We start from the raw sequence: 16,411 nt of genomic DNA, 5'->3' as shown, positions 1-16,411 counted from the left end.
CAAGCGTCGACAGGATCGCTCACAGCCGCCGCGTCGCCGGGTGTCGCGATGGGCATGACCTTGCGTGCCGTATCGCTGGACGGTGCTTCGCTGACACGGCCGATCACGGCGCTGTTCGGCCGCGAAGGCGGCACCATCGGCCGCAGCGACCAGAACACGATGGCGCTACCCGACCCCAAGCGCTACATCTCGCGCCAGCACGCCCGCATCTCGGCCGACGGCGCCGGCTTCACGATCGAGAACGTCAGCAACGGCAATGCGCTGGTCGTGCGCCAGCAGACGCTCGCACCTGGCGAATCGACGACGCTGCGCCCGCATGATGCCGTGCGCATCGGCGGCTACCTGCTGGAGGTGCTGGACGATAACGATAGCGATGCCCGTCGCACCGGCGACCAGGAGATTGCCGTTGCCGTGATCCCGCGCAGCCAGGGCCGGCCCTTCGGTCGCGGGCCGAGCTCTGGCTTCTCCGTCGGCTCGCTTGGCTTGGAGGATTCCCTGTCGTCCAACAACCCCTTCGCCGAGCTGCTGAAGCCGATCGGGCCGGGCCGTCAGGCCGGGCCGCTTGGCCGGCCACCGCCCGACGAGGATCTGCCGCGCCTGCTGCCGGACATTGACCTGATGGCGCCGTGCCGGCCACCTGCACCGGCCGGCGACCGGACCTCGTTCGATGACCTGATGCCGCAGGGCGAGAGCCTTTCGATCGACGCGCTGATTGGCGGCCGGGACGGTGGGCCCACGCCGGCCGAGCCGTCCCGTGGCATCCTCGATGACGACGAGGACACCCGGGCCGCGCCACTGTCGGCAGACCGCGTGCCCGAGCTCAAGGGCGAATTCGTCCCGCCGCGCGTGCTGGCACCGAAGCCGCCGCCGACCGTCGACGTCCCGGTCGGCCAGGTCGAGGCGCCGCCGGACAGGAGGCTCACCGCCGGCGATGGACATCAGGATCTGTGGTCCGCGTTCTGCCGCGGCGCCGGCCTCGAACTCGATGCGCGCGCGGATGCGGAGGCGATGATGGTCCAGGCCGGCGCGCTGCTGCGGCTGGCGCTGGAGGGCACCCTGCAGCTGATGTCGCTGCGCGCCTCCACGCGCAACGAACTGCATGCCGAGGTGACCGTGATCCGCCCGCGCGAGAACAACCCCTTGAAGTTCTCGCCCGATGCCGCCTCGGCGTTGGAGCGCCTGCTGCTGCCGCCGGCGCGCGGCTTCATGCCGGGCGAGACGGCGATGGCCGAGGCGATGAGCGAACTGGTCGGCCACACGATCGGCACGATGGCCGGCATGCGCGCAGCGTTGGAGGGCGTGCTCGAGCGGTTCACGCCCGAAGAGCTCGAGGCCAAGCTTGACCGCAACGGCATGCTGGAGCGCCTGCTGCCGATGGCCCGCAAGTCGAGGCTCTGGGAACTATACCTGCAGCACTACGGCTCGATCCACGACGCCGCGCAAGAGGACTTCCACGCGCTGTTCGGCAAGGCCTTCCTGGCTGCCTACGAGCAGCAGGTCGACCGCCTGCGCAAGGAGTGGGCGACGCGGACGGCGTGACGGTTTCGGACTGCAGCGAGGAAAGGAGACAGGTGATGGCTCATGTTGCGACGGACTATTTGACCAATCCCAAGGCGCCTCTCGGCGACTGGGTCTGCACGCGGAGTTCCGGCATCGCGCCGTTCACCGACGTGCCACCGGCCGAGAAGCAGCACGGCCCGAACTTCTGCGGCCAGTGCGTGTCGTATGTGACGACAGTCTGCACGACGCTCCCGGTTGCCACCAGTGCGTGGAAGAAGGGCGTCCAGGTCCGAGGGGCGACAGGCATTCTTCCCGGGACGGCCATTGCCACCTTCAACGCGAACGGTCACTATTCTGGTCACGCGGCAGTCTACGAAAGCCAGACGGCGATTGGCATCAACGTGGTCGACCAGTGGGTGACTCCGCCCGCGACGGCCATCCACAAGCGGCTGCTGCGCTTCGGCGCACACGGGAACTCGAACAATGGCGACAACTTCTTCGTGGTTGACTAGCCTGGCGCTGTCGGCGCTTTGCTCGATCGCCCAGGCCGGCGAAGCCGCGTGCCCGAGCGAGAAAGGAGGCGAGCGGCTGGCGAGCGCATCCGTCTTCGATGGCCCTCCGAGCGAGCATGCCGACCTGGTCCCCGACCGACACCGCCAGACGAAGGACGGCAGCCGGTCCGAGTGGGACGTGGCTTACGTCTTCGAGGCCGGGCGGCAGCTCTACGTCGAGTGCCGGTACCGAGGCAATACCGAACCGGTGGTGATCGAGCCGCCACCGGCGACGACCCTCTGCACCTTCGTCACGCGCCATCGTGGGCGAAGCTCGCTCGGCTGCGCGTCGCCCGGCGCTGGCCAGAAGCAGAGGGGCTGACCTCAATCCCCGCAGATCAGGTCCACGAACTGCTCGCCATTGGGCAAGCCTTTCAGGATCTGCATCGAGTCGCGCTCGGCGGTCTGCGGGTCGATGCGCCACCACAGCGAGTGCCCGGCGAGTTCCTGTGTCCAGCGTGCGGCGACCAGCGGTTCGAGCCAATGCATCAGTGGAACGTGGGCGGGTGAGGATGAGGCCGGGCTGAGGACGGCCGGCCACGGCGGCGCGTCGTGCAGCAGCGCCTCGAAGTCATCGACCGAACCACCGGCGTCGCTGAGCGTTTGGATCGTCGCGGCGGCGATGTGATCGAACCAGCGTTCCAGGTGCTCCAGCGCCGCCCGGTCCTCGGGCGGCCGCGGCCGCGGCTGCGCCACCAGCAGCGGGAAGTAGCGCCCCACGTTGTCGCAACTGGGCATCAGCACGCCGAACCACCACTGCGCGTCGACGACGCCCGGCGCCCAGCCGAAGCGCAGCACCGGTGCCCGCAGGTAGGCCTCGACCCAGTGCTCGTGCAACTGTTCGCGGCCGGCCAGCATCGAGGCGGACAGCCAGTCGTCGCAGATGCCGACCCACTGCGCTGACACGCGCCGCTGCGCAAAGTCGCCCAGCGAGGACAGCTTCCCGAACCAGCCCGCTGCTTCGTCCATCAGCGCCCCCGTTTTCTACAGACCCAGGGGACAGGAGAAATCCGTCAGCTCGGCTAGCCGGAACGGGTTGCGCACGCTGCCGGCAGTGATCTCGAACACGGCCTTGCGGCCGTCGATGTCGAAGGTCGCGCGGAAGCGCTCGGGCGACGGGCCGTTCTTCTCGATCTTCACGTGGTCGAACAGATGCAGCAGCGCCCACGGGCCTTCGTAGACCATGCCGGTGGCACCGACGCTGGCGGGCGGGCTCAGCTCCAGCCTGACCTGCGCGCCGCCGCGCGGGCCGGGCCACTGGACCTGCACGGGAATCTGCGGGCCGTGGTCGTAGCGGACGATCTGGCCGTCGACGTCCAGCACGAACTGCTTCAGCGTGGCATCCATCTCGATCGGCTTGAACTGCAGGCGCAGCGTCGGGACGTTGCCGACCGGGAAGAAGGTCTCGCGGATCGCCTGGGCGCGCTGGAACTCCGGCAGCGAACCGGCATCGGCGCCGAGCCGGCCGTTCTCGCCATCGCGGAAGCGCCAGGTCGGCCGCGCCGCCGTGTCGACGAGGGGTGCCAGCTTCTGCTGCATCTGATCGAACTTGCCGCCAGGTGCGAACAGCGTCGCGAAGTCGGCCTGCGTGGCGTCGCGCAGCGCGGTGCGGTCGATCGGATAGCGGCCGGCTACCGCCTGCTGGCAGAACTCGCCCACCTGCGCCTTCACGTCGGCCGACAGGTTTTGCCGCGTCAGCATCTGCGTGATGCGGCCGCCGGTGGCGGTCAGGTCCTCCAGCATCGCGCGCAGCGGCTGCGGCAACTGCGTGGCCGTGGTCTGTAGCGTGACCGGGAAGGGCGGCGGCGCCGTGCCGGCCTTGACTGCGTTGTCCACATTGCTGAGCAGCACCTGGACCTGGCCGACCAGCGCCACCACGTCGTCGACCGGCGGCTTGCCACCCTCGGGCGCCGTAACCATGCGACGCAGGTCGCGGAAGCGGTCGTCGACGATGCTTTCCTGTGCGGGCGCCCCGGCGGCCGGCTTGCCGCCGCCCTCGATCGCGCCGGCGACCGTCTCCCGCGTGGCCTTGACTGCGGCCTGGAATCGATCGCCGATCCGGTCGACCGGGCCCTTGCTGTCCGGTGCCAGCAGCGTGGTCTCGTGCGATATCGCGCGCAGCAGCTTCGGCAGCGGGCTGTCCGAGCCCGACAGCAACTGCGCCATCTGGATCGACTCCGCCATGCTGGCGCGGGGCCGCAACTTCAGCTCGCCGATGAAGCGCTCCCAGGCCGCGACGTAGTCGTTCAGATAGAGGCGGCGCACGTCATCGATCAGCGGCCCGTCGGCGCGTATCTGCGCGGCGGCATCCTTCGGCGCGCTGCCGACCCCCAGCACCCAGGGCTGCTCGCTGGCTAGCTGCTCGGTGACCTGCGTCACCTGCGGCTGGAAGCCGTGGTGGTAGCCGTCGTACGAGAAGAGGCCGGGTACGCCGCGCGGCGCCGCCACGCCGCCACCCTGCACGAACACGAGGTCGGCGCGGTCACCGGCGGCGCGCACGAGGGTGAAGTCGGGGAACTTCGCGCCCAGGCCCTGCTGGCGCATGCGGCTGTAGATGCGTTGCGGCAGCGTGCCTTGCGCGAGCAGGCGCTGGTGGCTCTCGATCAGCGCGCTGTCGGCCGGCGCCTTGGGCAGCGGCACGTCCTGGGTCAGCAGCGCCGCGAGGTGGCTATTCAGCTCGGCGGCCTGATTCGCGTCGATCGAGCGGCCGACCTCCGCGTCCCAGCCGGCCTGGAAGTAAGTGGCCAGTGCCGAGCGATCGAAGTGCTCGGCGTCGTGCAGCATCACGTAGGTCTTCAGCGCTTCGTACTGGCCCTGGCCCGAGGCGCTGGCCAGACGCAACTGGTCCTCTACACGCAGGCCCAGGCGCGGCAGCATCGCGTCGACCAGCATGCGCTGGTAGGCGGCGCGCGAGGCGAGATCGAGTTTGCCGACCTGCTCCAGGCCGAAGCCGAGGAAGCCATGGCCGGCGGCGGCGTCACGTGCCAGATCCCGCGTGGCGTCCAGCGCCGGCAGGATGGGCAACAGGTCCGGCGTGGCGCGGTTCGGGGTCTTCTTCAGCGTCCTGTCGACGAGGCCGACGCGGGCCGCCACGTCGTCCACGTAGCGCCGGTTGTTGAGGTAGCTGACGCCCCAGGCCGTCAGCATGCTGGCCGCCACGGCGGCCAGCGAGACGCCGGTACCGACCGAGAGCCAGCGCAGACGACGCTCGCGGCCGCGGTTCAGCCCGGCCAGGCCGTTCTCCGCGAATACCACCTCGCCGAGCAGGCGCGAGAGGAAATAGCTGCGCCCGCTGGCCTGGTTCGGCGCCATCACGGCGCTCTCGATCCGGAAGGCGCGCGCCACCGTGCCGAGCACGCGGTCGATCGGCGTGCCTTCCTGCGTGCCGCTGATGAAATAGACGCCGCGCAGCAGTGGGTCCGCTTCGAAGCGGGACGGCGCGAACACCGTCTCCAGGAACTCCTGCAGCATGCCCTGCAGCCGCGCGAACTGGTTCGGGAAGCCGTAGATGCGCGCGCGCCTCTGCGCATCGGGCTCGCTTTGCAAGCGCTCGACCAGGCCCGCCTGCAGGCGCCGCTGCAACGCGTCGAACTCCTCGCTGAAGGACTGCAGGTTGGCCTCGTTGCGTGCCTGCAACGGGAAACTCACGCCCCAGGGCGTGGCCCGCTGATCCTTGTCCAGCGTGGCGAAGTAGTCCATGAAGCCGGCCAGCAGGTCGGTCTTCGTCACCAGCAAATAGATCGGGAAGCGGATGCCCAGCTGTTCGTGCAGCTCCTGCACGCGCTGGCGCACCTTCTGCGCGTAGTCGTCGCGCCGGGCGGCACCCTGCAGCAGCAGATCCACCGAGACCGTGACCAGCACGCCGTTCAGCGGCTGGCGCGAGCGCGTGCGCTTGAGCATCGCGAGGAAGCCGGTCCAGGTGGCGCCGCTGCCCTGCTGGCCGTCCTCCTGCGTCGTGAAGCGGCCCGCGGTGTCGATCACCACGGCCTGGTCGGTGAACCACCAGTCGCACAGCCGCGTGCCGCCCATGCCTTTCAGCGCACGCTCGCCCAGCCGTGCAGCCAGCGGGAATTTCAGGCCGCAGTTCTGCAGCGCCGTCGTCTTGCCCGAGCCGGGCGCGCCGATGATCGCGTACCAGGGCAATTCGTAGAGGTAGCGTCCGCTCCACTTGCTGGCCAGGCCGGACAAGCCGGAAGACGCGCCCTTGCGGCCCTGGCCATCACCTGCGAAGCGCGTCTCGCGCAGCGTCTGCATCGCGTCCTCGAAACGCTGGCGCAGCGCGATCGTGTCGGCGCTCTCGGCGGCGGCTGCCGGGGCGGCGGAAAGCATCTCGCTGACGACGGCCGCGTTGCCGCGGCGCGCGCGCCACGCCGACCAGGCCATGCGCAGCGCGAACAGCAGCGCGACGACCGCGATAGCCCAGCCCCGTGCCGCCGCCGTTTCCAGCGGCCGCAGCTCGGCGACGGCGACCAGCGGCCCGACGATCCACAGCACCAGCGCGATGGCGATGAACAGCACCGCGGCGAGCGTCCAGCGGTTGAAGATCCAGCCGAGCAGTTTCTTGATCATGGCGATGAGGCCGCCTTGGCCGGCCAGACCTCGTTGCCCGGGCCGACGAACAGCGTCACTTCGACACGCCGGTTCAACGCACGGTTGGCGGCGCTGTCGTTCGGCACCACCGGGTCGCCGTCGGCCCGGCCTTCGGCCTGGATGCGCCCGGGTGCCACCTTGTGGGCCACCAGCAGGTCCCTCACCTGCTTGGCCCGCTCCTGCGACAGGTGCCAGTTCGACGGGAAGCGCGCCGAGCGCGCAAGCGGCTGGTTGTCCGTATGGCCCAGCACCAGCACCCGGCCCCGGACCTGGGCCAGTGCGTCGGCGATGCGGCCCAGCAGCGCCTGGCGCTCGGGCAGCACGGTCGCGCTGCCGGGTGCGAAGGCTCCGTCCCCAGCGATCGTCACGACGCTGCGGTCGACCTCGTCGCGCACGCTGACCTGGCGCGCCTTGATGTCGGCCTGCAGGAACTGCGCGAGGCGCGGCTGCGCGGCCGGCTGCGGTGCCTGGACGACCGGCGAGGGCAGGCGCAGCGCCTGCGCCTGGCTGAAGACCGGATCCGAGCGGGACGCTAGCGACAGCGACATCGCCACATAAGTGCCCGCCAGCAGCAGCGCCGCCAGCGCCGCCGCCGCGGCCAGCGGCAGCGCGCGGCTGGGCACGCGGCCGGCCCGGGCCTCGCCCTGCCAGTGCTGCGCCAGCGCGCGCGGGTGGTCGCCGCGTTCGCGCCGGATCACCTGGGCCAGCCGGTCGCGCACGGCGTCGAGCTGCGCGCGGCCGTTGTCGACGACGCCGTAGCGGCCTTCGAAGCCGAGCGTGAGCGCGCAATAGATCAGCTCCAGCACGTCGAGGTTCTCGCGCGGCTTGTCGGCGAAGCGCGCCATCAGCTGGAAGACCTTCTCGCCGCCCTTTACATCGTTGTGGAACAGCGCCGCCAGGCTCAGTTGGGCCCAGACGCCGGAGCCGCCCCAGGGCGTGTTCGCGGCGGCCTCGTCGAGCAGCGTGCATAGCACGTAGCGCGCGGCGGTGAGCTGCTCCGGCGGGCTCTGCAGTGCTGTGGCACGCTGCCCGAATTCGCGCACACCTTGGGCCAGCGAGTCGCGCAGCGCGACCGGGTCGTCCACATGCCGGGTCTGGCGCAGTTGCGGCGCAAGCACCAGCAGGCGGTTGGCGGCAGCCACGAGCGGGTTCAGGCCGTGATCGGCCGTGTCGGCCTCCTGCGCCTCGGCGGCGGACATCGGCGCCGGCGCGGGCGGGGTCAGCGGCTGCGGCCGGCCGCTCGGGTTGGGCTTGATGAAGGTCCGCTGCGACTCGTCGGGCTCGGCGAACGGGTCGTGGAAGACGGTGCTGGCCATAGTGCGCTTCTGCTTGCAGCCGGTTCAGCGCGCGGCGCTCACTGGCGCACGGCCCACAGTTCGAGTTCGAGCGAAGGCAGCTCGACCGGCACGTGCAGCGCAAGGCTGCCGCTGCGCTCCAGCTGCTTCCACAGCTCGCCGCCGCGGTCGAGCTCGAAGTAGTGGAAGCCGGCGTGGAAGGGCAACTGGCGCGGCGCGGTCGGCAGTGCGCGGATCGCGATGCCGGGCAGGTTGCGGTTGACGAGGTCGATCAGCCGGTCCGTCGGCCCGAGCTTGCTGCGCGCGGTGAAGCGGGTGCGCAGCTGGTCGGCCGGCATCTGTGCATTGACGGCCAGCACCAGGTTCGAGTTGCGGGGCAGGTCGGCGTCCGGGAACACGGCCACGTGCACGCCGTGCTCGCGGCGTTCCAGCTCGATCTGGATCGCATTGCGCTCCATCACCGAGGTCAGCATGCGCCGCAGCGCGGCCAGCAGCGGCGGGAAGCAGGATTGCAGGTCGTCGTGGCGGTAGAGCGGGAACTCGCCGACATGCCGTGCCTCGCTGGTGAAGGTGGCGAGGTCGCCGGCCAGTTGCAGGCCGTCGCGGTACAGCGCCCAGGGATGCTGGCCGGGCGCCTGCGCGTGCTCGCGGAACAGTGGCTCGGCGCGATTGAGCGCCTGCAGCATCAGGAAGTCGGCCATCTCGGAGACGCCGTGGCTCAGCTGCCCGAAGCGCTCGGCCAGCGCCTGCGCCCGCTGGCCGATCAGCCCGTGCAGCAGTGAGGCGACCGCCGAGAGCTGGCGGCTCGCATCGATGCGGGTCTGCGGAGCGATGTAGTCGCGGTCGATCTCGACCTGGCCGTCGCTGCGGCGCTCGCGCACCCGCGCGACGCCCAGCAGCGCATGGCCCTCCTGGCCGTCGCGGGCGTCCTTGGCGCGCAGGAGCCGCAGCGCCAGCCGGCCGGTCTGCACCGATTCGGGCTCGTCTTCGCCATGGGTGAGGTCGTGCAGTTCCTCGTCCGCCACCGACCAGCGAAAGGGCTGCGTGCCGTCCATCCCGTCGAAGTCCACCTGCGTGACGCCGCTGCGCGCGCGCGGCAGAGCCAGGAAGACCAGCTCGTTCTTCATGTCGGCCGGCACGTCCAGTGGCGCGGGCGGCAGGTCGTGCTGCGGGATCGAGAACGGCGTGCCGTCGGGCAGGATGCCGGTGGCGCGCTCCAGGCCGAGCTGGCCCCGGGCGAGCAGGCCCTCGTCCAGCATCAGGTCGAAGAAACCCCAAGCCTGGCCGCCGAGCGCCTGCACGCGCATGTCCATCGCGTAGTCGACGTGCCGAGCCTCCTGCTGGAAATGGTGGGGCATCAGGAACATGCCCTGGGTCCAGATGACGCGGCGGCTCGGGGTCATGGCCGGCCTACTTCTTCACCGTCACGTCGACGGACAGCGCATCGGCCTGGATGACGGCCTGCAGCTTCTCGCCGGGCGGCACCGGCACGACCTTGCGCCACACCGCGTGCTCCAGGTCGCGGTAGGCGGCCAGCACGCCGATGAAGCGGGTCTCGGGGGCGAGCTTCTTCGTGAAGCTGCGCGTCTCGCCGGGCGACAGCATGTACTCCTCGCGGGCGACGAGATCGGCCGCGAGTTCGGCCTGGTCGCGCTGGTACAGCGCCATGAAGTCGGCCTTGCCGAAGGCGGCATCGGTCTTCAGCTCGTACACACGCAGCAGCAGCGGCGAGGGCCGTGCGCTCGCGCTGGGATTGACGGCCGGCGATGCCTTGATCGTGCCACTCAGCTGGGTCGGCTTGGGCGGGCTGCTGCCGCAGCCGGCGAGCGCGAGCGCGGCGGTGCAGGCCAGCACGGAAAGGAGGATTCGAGATGCCGAAGTCACGGTTGCTTCACTCCAGAGGTCGGGAACCAGAATAGCCACCGGAGTGGGTCCGGCAGCGTGACTTAGGTCATCGCCGCAAGTCGTCTCGCCTGCCGCCAGGCGGGCTCGCAGACGGGGAACAGTGGCAGGCCCGGCGTGAGCAGGCACGCGTGTTGGGCGGCGATGAAGCGCTGCCGCTGCGTGCCTTCGCGCAGCACCTGCCGACAGTGCGCGGGCGAAGGCGGCGCGCCCATGAAGCAGCGCGCTGTGGCGGGCATGCGCGTGGCGTTGGCCTGCCACCAGCGCAGCACGAGTGCCTGCTCGGGCCAGGGCAGGCTTTCGTCTTCGTCGAGCGAGACGTCATCGTCATTCGGGTCCTCGCTGGGCCCCATCCGCGCGCCTTCGGGCGGCTTGCGTTCCAGGTCGAGCGCGGCGAGGTCGGCGCCGGTGATCAGCGAGAAGGCCTCGCCGGCGAGACGGGCCTGGCCGTCGTCGACCATCAGCTCGATCAGCCAGGGCACGAAGCGCGTGTCGCCCAGCCAGCCGCAGGCGCGGATGATGCGACGGCGCTGCGGCATCGCGTCCGGCGGCGCGGCCCGCGCCAGTTGGCGCAGCAGCGCACTGGCCTCGGAGAAATCGGCGGCTAGCAGGAGCAACTGCCGCGCGGGATCGTCGCCGGCGCGGGCGGCCGCTTCCAGCAGGGTCAGCGACGCGCCGTGCTCGCCGAGCAGGCAGGCCGCCCGTGCTGCCTCCGCTGCCTGTTCGTCCGTGTGCCACAGGACGGCCTCTAGCAGGTCGACGCGGCCCAGTTCCGCCGCCGCCCGCAAGGCCGCGCTCCGCAGGCCCGCGTCTTCGTGGCGCAGCGCCGTGGACAGCGCCGGCCCGGGGTCGACGCGGTGCAGCCGGCAGGCGGCGATGCCCAGTTCGCGGCGCGCCGCATCGGGCGCCGTGAGCAAGGTGCCGACAAGGCCCTGCAGGTCTTGCGCGGAGACCCAGCCGAAGGCCGACAGCAGGCCGCGCTTGGCGTCCGGAAACGCGTTGCCGAGGGCGATCAGCCGCTGCAGCGCGGCGTCGTCGCGCTCGTCGATCGCACGGACGGCGCAGGCGAACACCTCGCCCGCACCCACGCGCTCCAACTGCGCGGTGCAGACCTGCGTGCCGTAGCGGCCGGCCACGGCGAGGCCGTCCAGGTGCGCGGCGATTCGGTCGTCCAGCCGCCGCAGGTGCCGCAGTCGCACATGGGGCGCACGGACGAGCACCGAGCGGACGTGGCGCAGCATCGCGCTTTCCTCCGCATGCTGGTGGACGACGACGGGGATCGGTGGACGGGACAGGGCGGAAGCGCTCACGGTAGCGAACGATGCCGCTGCGGCCCGGTCGCCGGCAATGACCGAAAGTCACGCGCGGTACGCGGACGTTTGCGAGAAACTCGCCAGCGACGTCGGGCACCGCGGGCCCGACGAAGGAGAGTCGCATGCGCACCTTCGCATTCTTTGGCCGACCACTGGCGCTGCCAGCGGTCGAGACACCGGTCCGTGCCGCGACGCGCGACCCGAGCGCGTGGCACCACGGCGCCTACGTTACCGTCCGCCTCGCCGCGCCGCTGTCGGCCCTGCGCGTCCACACGGCTGGCCGCTCATACCCGGGCCGGCCGGGATCCGGCGAGCGGGGTGCCTGGATCCTGATCGGCGACGTCATCAAGAGCTCCGGCGAGCTGGCCGATTCGCGGTCCCTGCCTACCCGGAATGCGAAGAGCATGGTCGCCTTCACGCACACCAGCGAAGCGCGGCTCGGCTTCGGGACGGTGCTGAACATCGGCTTGGCCAGCGCGAAGTTCGGCGGCTCGGGCGGCGAATTCCAGGGCGAGTTCGTCGCCGGCCCGCCGATCCGCTTCACGCCGCTGGCCGGCAAGCTCTGGCATGGCAGCGCGGCGTACGCGTAGGCCGGCGGAGCCATCATGATGCTGCTGCGTCTTTCGCTGAGTCTGGGCCTGGCCGGGCTGCTGATCTCCTGTGCCCAGGGACCTGTGAACCATGCGCCGCCCGCTCCGCCGACGCCGACGACACCGAAGAGCGAACCGCCACCTGAGCCTGCCGCGCCGGACCCTGGGCCAGTGCCGGTGCTGTCGCCCCAGCAGGCTGCCAAGTTCGCGATGAGTGCCGTGTCGCTGCTGGAGCAGGGCAAGGAGGCGGAGGCGCGCGAGGACATCCAGCGTGCGCTCGCCGCCGAGCCGTCCAACAAGCTCGCGCAGAGCCTGCTGCGGCAGATCAGCGTCGACCCGGTGGCGACGCTGGGCAAGGAGTCGTTCAGCTACACGGTGCGGCCCAACGATTCGCTGTCCAGCATCGCCGGGCGCTTCATGGGCGACATCTATTCCTTCTATATCCTGGCCCGCTACAACAACATCAGCGTGCCCAAGCAGCTGGCCGGGGGGCAGGTCTTGCGCATCCCAGGCAAGGCACCGCCGCCATTGCCGGCCACCGTGACGCCCGCGCCTGCGCCTACGCTGGTAGCAGCACCCGCGCCAGTGGCGCCGGTGCCGGCGCCGAACCCCGGCGAAGTCTCGATGAAGGCCGGCGAAGCGGCCGAGCGCGCCGGCAACTTGACCCGTGCCTACGCCGAGTACCTGAAGGCGGCCAGCCTCGACCAACCCGGTGCCGACGCGAAGGCCGAGCAGGTGCGCGGCAAGCTGGTGACGAGCCTCTCGCGCGGCGCGCGCACGGCCTTCGCCAAGCAGGACCTGGACGGCGCGATCAAGGCCTGGGACCAGGTGCTGGTCGTCGACCCCGGCAACGACACCGCCAAGCTGGAGCGCCAGCGCGCGGTGAGCTTGAAGCAGAAGCTGTCGGGGAAGTAGGCCGGCCTGTGCCCGTGGGCTCAACGTGCCCGCGGGCACAGGCCCTCGCCCGTCACCGGAGTGGGCTTTGCTTGCAACTGGGGCAGGCGCGCCAGCGCACGCGGGTTGCGGCCGTCCAGCCGCAGGCTCTTCTGCAGCGTGGCCAGCGCACCCGCCTTGTCGGACTGCAGCTGGCCTTCGACCTTCTGCAGGTACAGCTCGGCCAGCATCTGGCAGGCCGGCGGGTCGCTCTTGCTGCGCGCCATATGGCGTTCGAGCAGCACGATGGCCGCGTCAATCTCGCCGAGAGCGCTGAGGATGGCCGCGTGCTCGAGGTCGTTGCGCTCGGCGGGCCCGGTCGTGCGGACCGGCGTTGGCGCCGCTGGCGGTACGGCACTTGCGCCCATCCGTGTCGAACGCGCTGCAGCGCCGCGGCGGAGGCGTTCTCGCTCCACCGCACGCAGGCCGGCGGCGGCGGGCTCCAAGTCCGGCTGCAGCGCCAGTGTGGCGAGGTACTGGTTGGCCGCGGCCTCCAGCTCGCCCTTCTTCTGCAACTGCGTCGCGCGCTGCAGTGATTGCGCGGCGGCCGCCTCGGCGGAGCTGCGTGTCTCCAGCAGCTGCTGTGCATAGCCGGCGTCGCGCGGCTTCAAGGTGACGAGGATCTCCCAGCTCAGCGCCGCCTCGGCCAGTTGGCCCTGGGCAAGCTGCTCGCGCGCTCGGGTCAGCATCTTCTGTTCGTAGGCCTGGACAGGAGGCAGCTCGCGGACCCGCGGCGATGCCGATTCGGGCTGCGTCGCCGGCGCGGATGCGCCGGGCGGCGTCGAAGGCGGCGATGTGCTGCAGCCACTCAGTGCCAGGCCCGATGCCAGACACAGCGCAGCCGCGGCCCGGCAGCACTTCATGGCGCGCTGAAGCCGCGGCTGATCTGCAGCTTGGCCTTGAAGGCATCGAGGTCGGTGTCGCCGAAGATCATGGTCCTTCGCAGCATCAGCGGTGGTGCGAAGAAGCCGTTGCCGCCCGGAGTGACGGTGACGGCCAGCGCGTACTGCTGGCGCTCCATCACATCGAGCATCGCGTCGTTCGCGTCGCCGTACGGGTAGGCGAAGTGCCGCACCTGGACCGGCAGCCGGCGCTGCAGCAGCTCGCGCGGCAGTCGCGCCTCGGCCTCCAGTTGCTGGCGGTACTGCGGCTCGCTCTCCTGCGCGGCGCGTTCGATCAGGTTGCGGTGGGTCTTCGAATGAGCCTGGATGTCGATCAGCCCCGATTCGGCCATCTCCTGCATCTGTGCCCAGTTCAGCGCATCGGCCGAGCCGATGAAGTCGGTGTAGACGAACACCGTGGCCGGGAAGCCGTGCTGGCGCAGCAACGGGAAGGCGTGGCGATAGGACGATTCGTAGCCGTCGTCGATCGTGATGACGACCGAGCGGCGCGGCAGGCTCTGCCGGCCGGCCAGGTAGTCCTGCAACTGCGCCAGGCGGATCACGTGCCAGTCGTTGCGCGCGAGCCAATCGAGCTGCGCGGCGAAGTTGGCCGGCGACACGCTCATCTTGCCGGCCGCGCCACCGAAGCGGTGGTAGCAGAGGATGGGCACGGTCTGGTAGCCGCCCGCATGGACCCCCGTCGGGTTCAGCGGTTTCAGCGGCACGGCCAGCGGCTGGCCCGGCTGCAGCTGCGTGATGTCGTTGAAATCGCCGATCACCCAATCCAGCGCGGGATCGCCGAGGAAGCGCTCGGCCACGCTGCGCAGCGTGTCACCGGGGCCGGGCTGGTAGATGACGAAGCGCTCGCTCTGGCCCAGCACCTCGCCGCCCCGCGCGGGGATTGGGGCTTGCGGCGCAGGCAGCGTGGGCGGGGCCACGGGCGGCACGGGCGCGCTACCGCAGCCGGCCAGCCCGAGGATGGCGGCGAACTGCAGCAAGGCGACGGGTGCTGAGGCGCAACGCATGCGAGGCGCTCCTCCTCACTCGGTTCGTCGGTCGATCAGCTGTTCGGCTGCGGGTCGCTGGCGGCGGCGGGCGCAGGCGGGGCCTGCTCGCGACCGGCCTGCAGCGCCTGCGCCATGCGGTCGAAAGCGGCGAACAGCAAGCCGAACTCGTCCTTGCGCGTTTCGGCGATGCGGTGGTCCAACTGGCCGCGGGCGATCTCGTCCAGCGCCGCGCCGAGCCGCTTGATCGGCCGGGCGATCCAGCTGCCCATCAGGTACATCGTGATCGCTACCGCCAGCACGGTCACGATGACCAAGCCGGCCATCAGGCCGACCGACAACCGCGCCACCTGCTGCAGCGGTTCCTCCGGCAGCGCGAGCGCCACGCGCCCGACCGGCTTGCCCTGGAAGGTGATCGGCGCCTCGAAGCCCAGTAGCGATTCGCCGCCGGCCGGGTAGCGCGTCACCAGCACGCCGCCGGCCCGGCTGCCCAGCGCCTCCGCTGCCGGCGGTCGCGCGTAACGCTTGCCGAGCAGCGCCGGATCGCTGGCTGCGCCGATGACGCCGGCCCCGTCTACCACCGTGATGGCGCGGAAGTCGCCGGTCTTCATCATTTCCTGGATCGCCACGTCGACGACACCCCAGTCCTCGCCCAGCGCCGCCGCCGCGTTCTGCACGGCGATGAACCGAGCCAGAGAGGCGCCGTTGTCGGTCAGCTGCTTCATCAGCGCGGCCTGCTGGCGCTGCGTGATCAGCGTGGCCGACAGCCCAATCACGACGGCCACGATCAGCGCCATCGCCGCGGCCCAGCGCACGCGCAGCGGCACGATGCGCTGGCGGTCCTTGTCGCGCGCGGTCTCGTCGATCTGGGCCTGCACCTGCGTCAGCGCGGCGGCCAGTTCGCGGCCGCTCTGGAAGCGCTGGGCCGGCGCCTTGGCCAGGCAGCGTTTGACGATGCGCCGCAGCGCCGGCGGCACCTCGGGCCGCAGCGCCTCCAGCGCGGGCGGCTCCTGCTGCACGATGTTCATCGCCAGCGCCACCAGGCTGTCGCCCTGGAATGGCCGCTGGCCGGTGAGCATCTGGTAGAGCAGGATGCCAGCCGAGAAGAGATCGGAGCGCCCGTCCAGCGTCTTGCCCTGCGTCTGCTCGGGCGACATGTACTGCGGCGTGCCCAGCACGTCGCCGACGCGCGTGCGCTGGTCCTGGCTGCCGCCGGTGTCGTCCATGTGGGCGATGCCGAAGTCCATGACCTTGATCTTCGGTTCGTCGCCCGGCAGCCAGGCGATGTTGCCCGGCTTGATGTCGCGGTGGACGATGCTCCGCGCATGCGCGTAGTCCAGCGCATTCGCCAGCTGGATGCCGATCGCGACCGCATCGCGCAGCGACAGCGAGACGCCTGCGTCCATCGTCTCTGCCAGCGAGCTACCGTTCAGCAGCTCCATCGCCATGTACGGCCGGCCCTCGATCTCGCCGACGTCGAACACAGTGACGATGTTCGGGTGCGAGAGCGCGCCCGCGGCCTTCGCCTCCCGCAGGAAACGGCTGCGGTATTGCTCGTCGGCGCAGAGGTCGGCGTGGAGGAACTTGATGGCAACGTCGCGGCCGATGCCCGGATCGTGCGCACGGAAGACGGTGGCCATGCCGCCACGGCCGAGGCGCTCCTGGATCAGGTAGCGGCCGGCTTGGTGCACGTCGATCCCGGCTGCGCTGGCGGCGCCGCTGGGCAAGGTCGGGCCGGCGATGTGGGGGGGGATGCGGGTGACGTCAGCGTCCGCCGGCGCAGCCTGCGGCAGCCCGTCAGGCGGAGTGGCGAGGTGCAGTGTCTCGTCGCGGGCGGTTGCAGGCATGGGGA

General features: G+C 70.8%; 14 protein-coding genes. 5 read left to right on the top strand and 9 right to left on the bottom strand.

Features of this window, described 5'->3' with window-relative positions; all coding sequences use genetic code 11:
• Positions 1 to 54 precede the first annotated feature (54 nt).
• The 3 genes from tagH to SNE35_RS02260 are packed head-to-tail and all read left to right on the top strand — an operon-like array spanning position 55 to position 2,373.
• Positions 55 to 1,539 carry a type VI secretion system-associated FHA domain protein TagH gene (gene tagH, locus SNE35_RS02270; RefSeq protein ID WP_320421176.1) on the top strand — a complete coding sequence of 495 codons (1,485 nt, stop codon included), beginning with the start codon at positions 55 to 57 and terminating at the stop codon, positions 1,537 to 1,539.
• Positions 1,540 to 1,574: 35 nt separating this feature from the next.
• Positions 1,575 to 2,012, top strand: a complete 438-nt coding sequence (locus tag SNE35_RS02265; protein WP_320421174.1) for a BPSL0067 family protein — start codon at positions 1,575 to 1,577, stop codon at positions 2,010 to 2,012.
• On the top strand, positions 1,984 to 2,373 hold the full coding sequence (locus SNE35_RS02260) for an STY0301 family protein (RefSeq protein ID WP_320421173.1): 390 nt from the start codon (positions 1,984 to 1,986) through the stop codon (positions 2,371 to 2,373). Before SNE35_RS02265 ends, SNE35_RS02260 begins: the two co-directional genes overlap by 29 nt.
• 2 nt (positions 2,374 to 2,375) lie before the next feature.
• Here SNE35_RS02260 and tagF read toward each other — a convergent pair whose 3' ends face one another.
• The 6 genes from tagF to SNE35_RS02230 form a co-directional block, all read right to left on the bottom strand.
• The gene (tagF, locus tag SNE35_RS02255; RefSeq protein WP_320421172.1) at positions 2,376 to 3,020 is read right to left on the bottom strand and encodes a type VI secretion system-associated protein TagF; all 645 of its coding nucleotides are present in this window, start codon (positions 3,018 to 3,020) and stop codon (positions 2,376 to 2,378) included.
• A gap of 15 nt (positions 3,021 to 3,035) precedes the next feature.
• The gene (tssM, locus tag SNE35_RS02250) at positions 3,036 to 6,620 is read right to left on the bottom strand and encodes a type VI secretion system membrane subunit TssM (protein ID WP_320421171.1); all 3,585 of its coding nucleotides are present in this window, start codon (positions 6,618 to 6,620) and stop codon (positions 3,036 to 3,038) included.
• Positions 6,617 to 7,957: a DotU family type VI secretion system protein gene (locus SNE35_RS02245; RefSeq protein WP_320421170.1), complete on the bottom strand. Its 1,341-nt coding sequence runs from the start codon at positions 7,955 to 7,957 to the stop codon at positions 6,617 to 6,619. Before SNE35_RS02245 ends, tssM begins: the two co-directional genes overlap by 4 nt.
• 38 nt (positions 7,958 to 7,995) lie before the next feature.
• The gene (gene tssK / locus SNE35_RS02240) at positions 7,996 to 9,339 is read right to left on the bottom strand and encodes a type VI secretion system baseplate subunit TssK (RefSeq protein WP_320421169.1); all 1,344 of its coding nucleotides are present in this window, start codon (positions 9,337 to 9,339) and stop codon (positions 7,996 to 7,998) included.
• Between the two features lie 7 nt (positions 9,340 to 9,346).
• Positions 9,347 to 9,820, bottom strand: a complete 474-nt coding sequence (tssJ, locus tag SNE35_RS02235) for a type VI secretion system lipoprotein TssJ (protein WP_320421168.1) — start codon at positions 9,818 to 9,820, stop codon at positions 9,347 to 9,349.
• Between the two features lie 62 nt (positions 9,821 to 9,882).
• Positions 9,883 to 11,148: a TIGR02270 family protein gene (locus tag SNE35_RS02230; RefSeq protein WP_320421167.1), complete on the bottom strand. Its 1,266-nt coding sequence runs from the start codon at positions 11,146 to 11,148 to the stop codon at positions 9,883 to 9,885.
• A gap of 125 nt (positions 11,149 to 11,273) precedes the next feature.
• Here SNE35_RS02230 and SNE35_RS02225 point away from each other — a divergent pair, with 125 nt between their 5' ends.
• Together SNE35_RS02225 and SNE35_RS02220 are read left to right on the top strand one after the other, a co-directional pair.
• Positions 11,274 to 11,741, top strand: coding sequence for a hypothetical protein (locus SNE35_RS02225; protein WP_320421166.1), 468 nt, complete (start codon positions 11,274 to 11,276; stop codon positions 11,739 to 11,741).
• Between the two features lie 15 nt (positions 11,742 to 11,756).
• A complete protein-coding gene (locus SNE35_RS02220; RefSeq protein ID WP_320421165.1) occupies positions 11,757 to 12,656 on the top strand; it encodes a LysM peptidoglycan-binding domain-containing protein in 900 nt (299 codons plus the stop codon).
• A 20-nt stretch (positions 12,657 to 12,676) separates the two neighbouring features.
• Here the strand turns inward: SNE35_RS02220 and SNE35_RS02215 are convergent, their stop codons facing one another.
• The 3 genes from SNE35_RS02215 to SNE35_RS02205 form a co-directional block, all read right to left on the bottom strand.
• Positions 12,677 to 13,363 (bottom strand): tetratricopeptide repeat protein, encoded by a 687-nt coding sequence (locus SNE35_RS02215; RefSeq protein WP_320421164.1) that lies wholly within the window; start codon positions 13,361 to 13,363, stop codon positions 12,677 to 12,679.
• Positions 13,364 to 13,533: 170 nt separating this feature from the next.
• Positions 13,534 to 14,580 carry a polysaccharide deacetylase family protein gene (locus SNE35_RS02210; RefSeq protein ID WP_320421163.1) on the bottom strand — a complete coding sequence of 349 codons (1,047 nt, stop codon included), beginning with the start codon at positions 14,578 to 14,580 and terminating at the stop codon, positions 13,534 to 13,536.
• Between the two features lie 35 nt (positions 14,581 to 14,615).
• Positions 14,616 to 16,406 (bottom strand): protein kinase domain-containing protein, encoded by a 1,791-nt coding sequence (locus SNE35_RS02205; RefSeq protein WP_320421162.1) that lies wholly within the window; start codon positions 16,404 to 16,406, stop codon positions 14,616 to 14,618.
• Between the last annotated feature and the right edge of the window lie 5 nt (positions 16,407 to 16,411).

This window comes from Roseateles agri, from assembly GCF_034043675.1.
Taxonomy (GTDB): domain Bacteria; phylum Pseudomonadota; class Gammaproteobacteria; order Burkholderiales; family Burkholderiaceae_C; genus KK5.
This window is presented reverse-complemented; position numbering and strand designations above follow the sequence as displayed.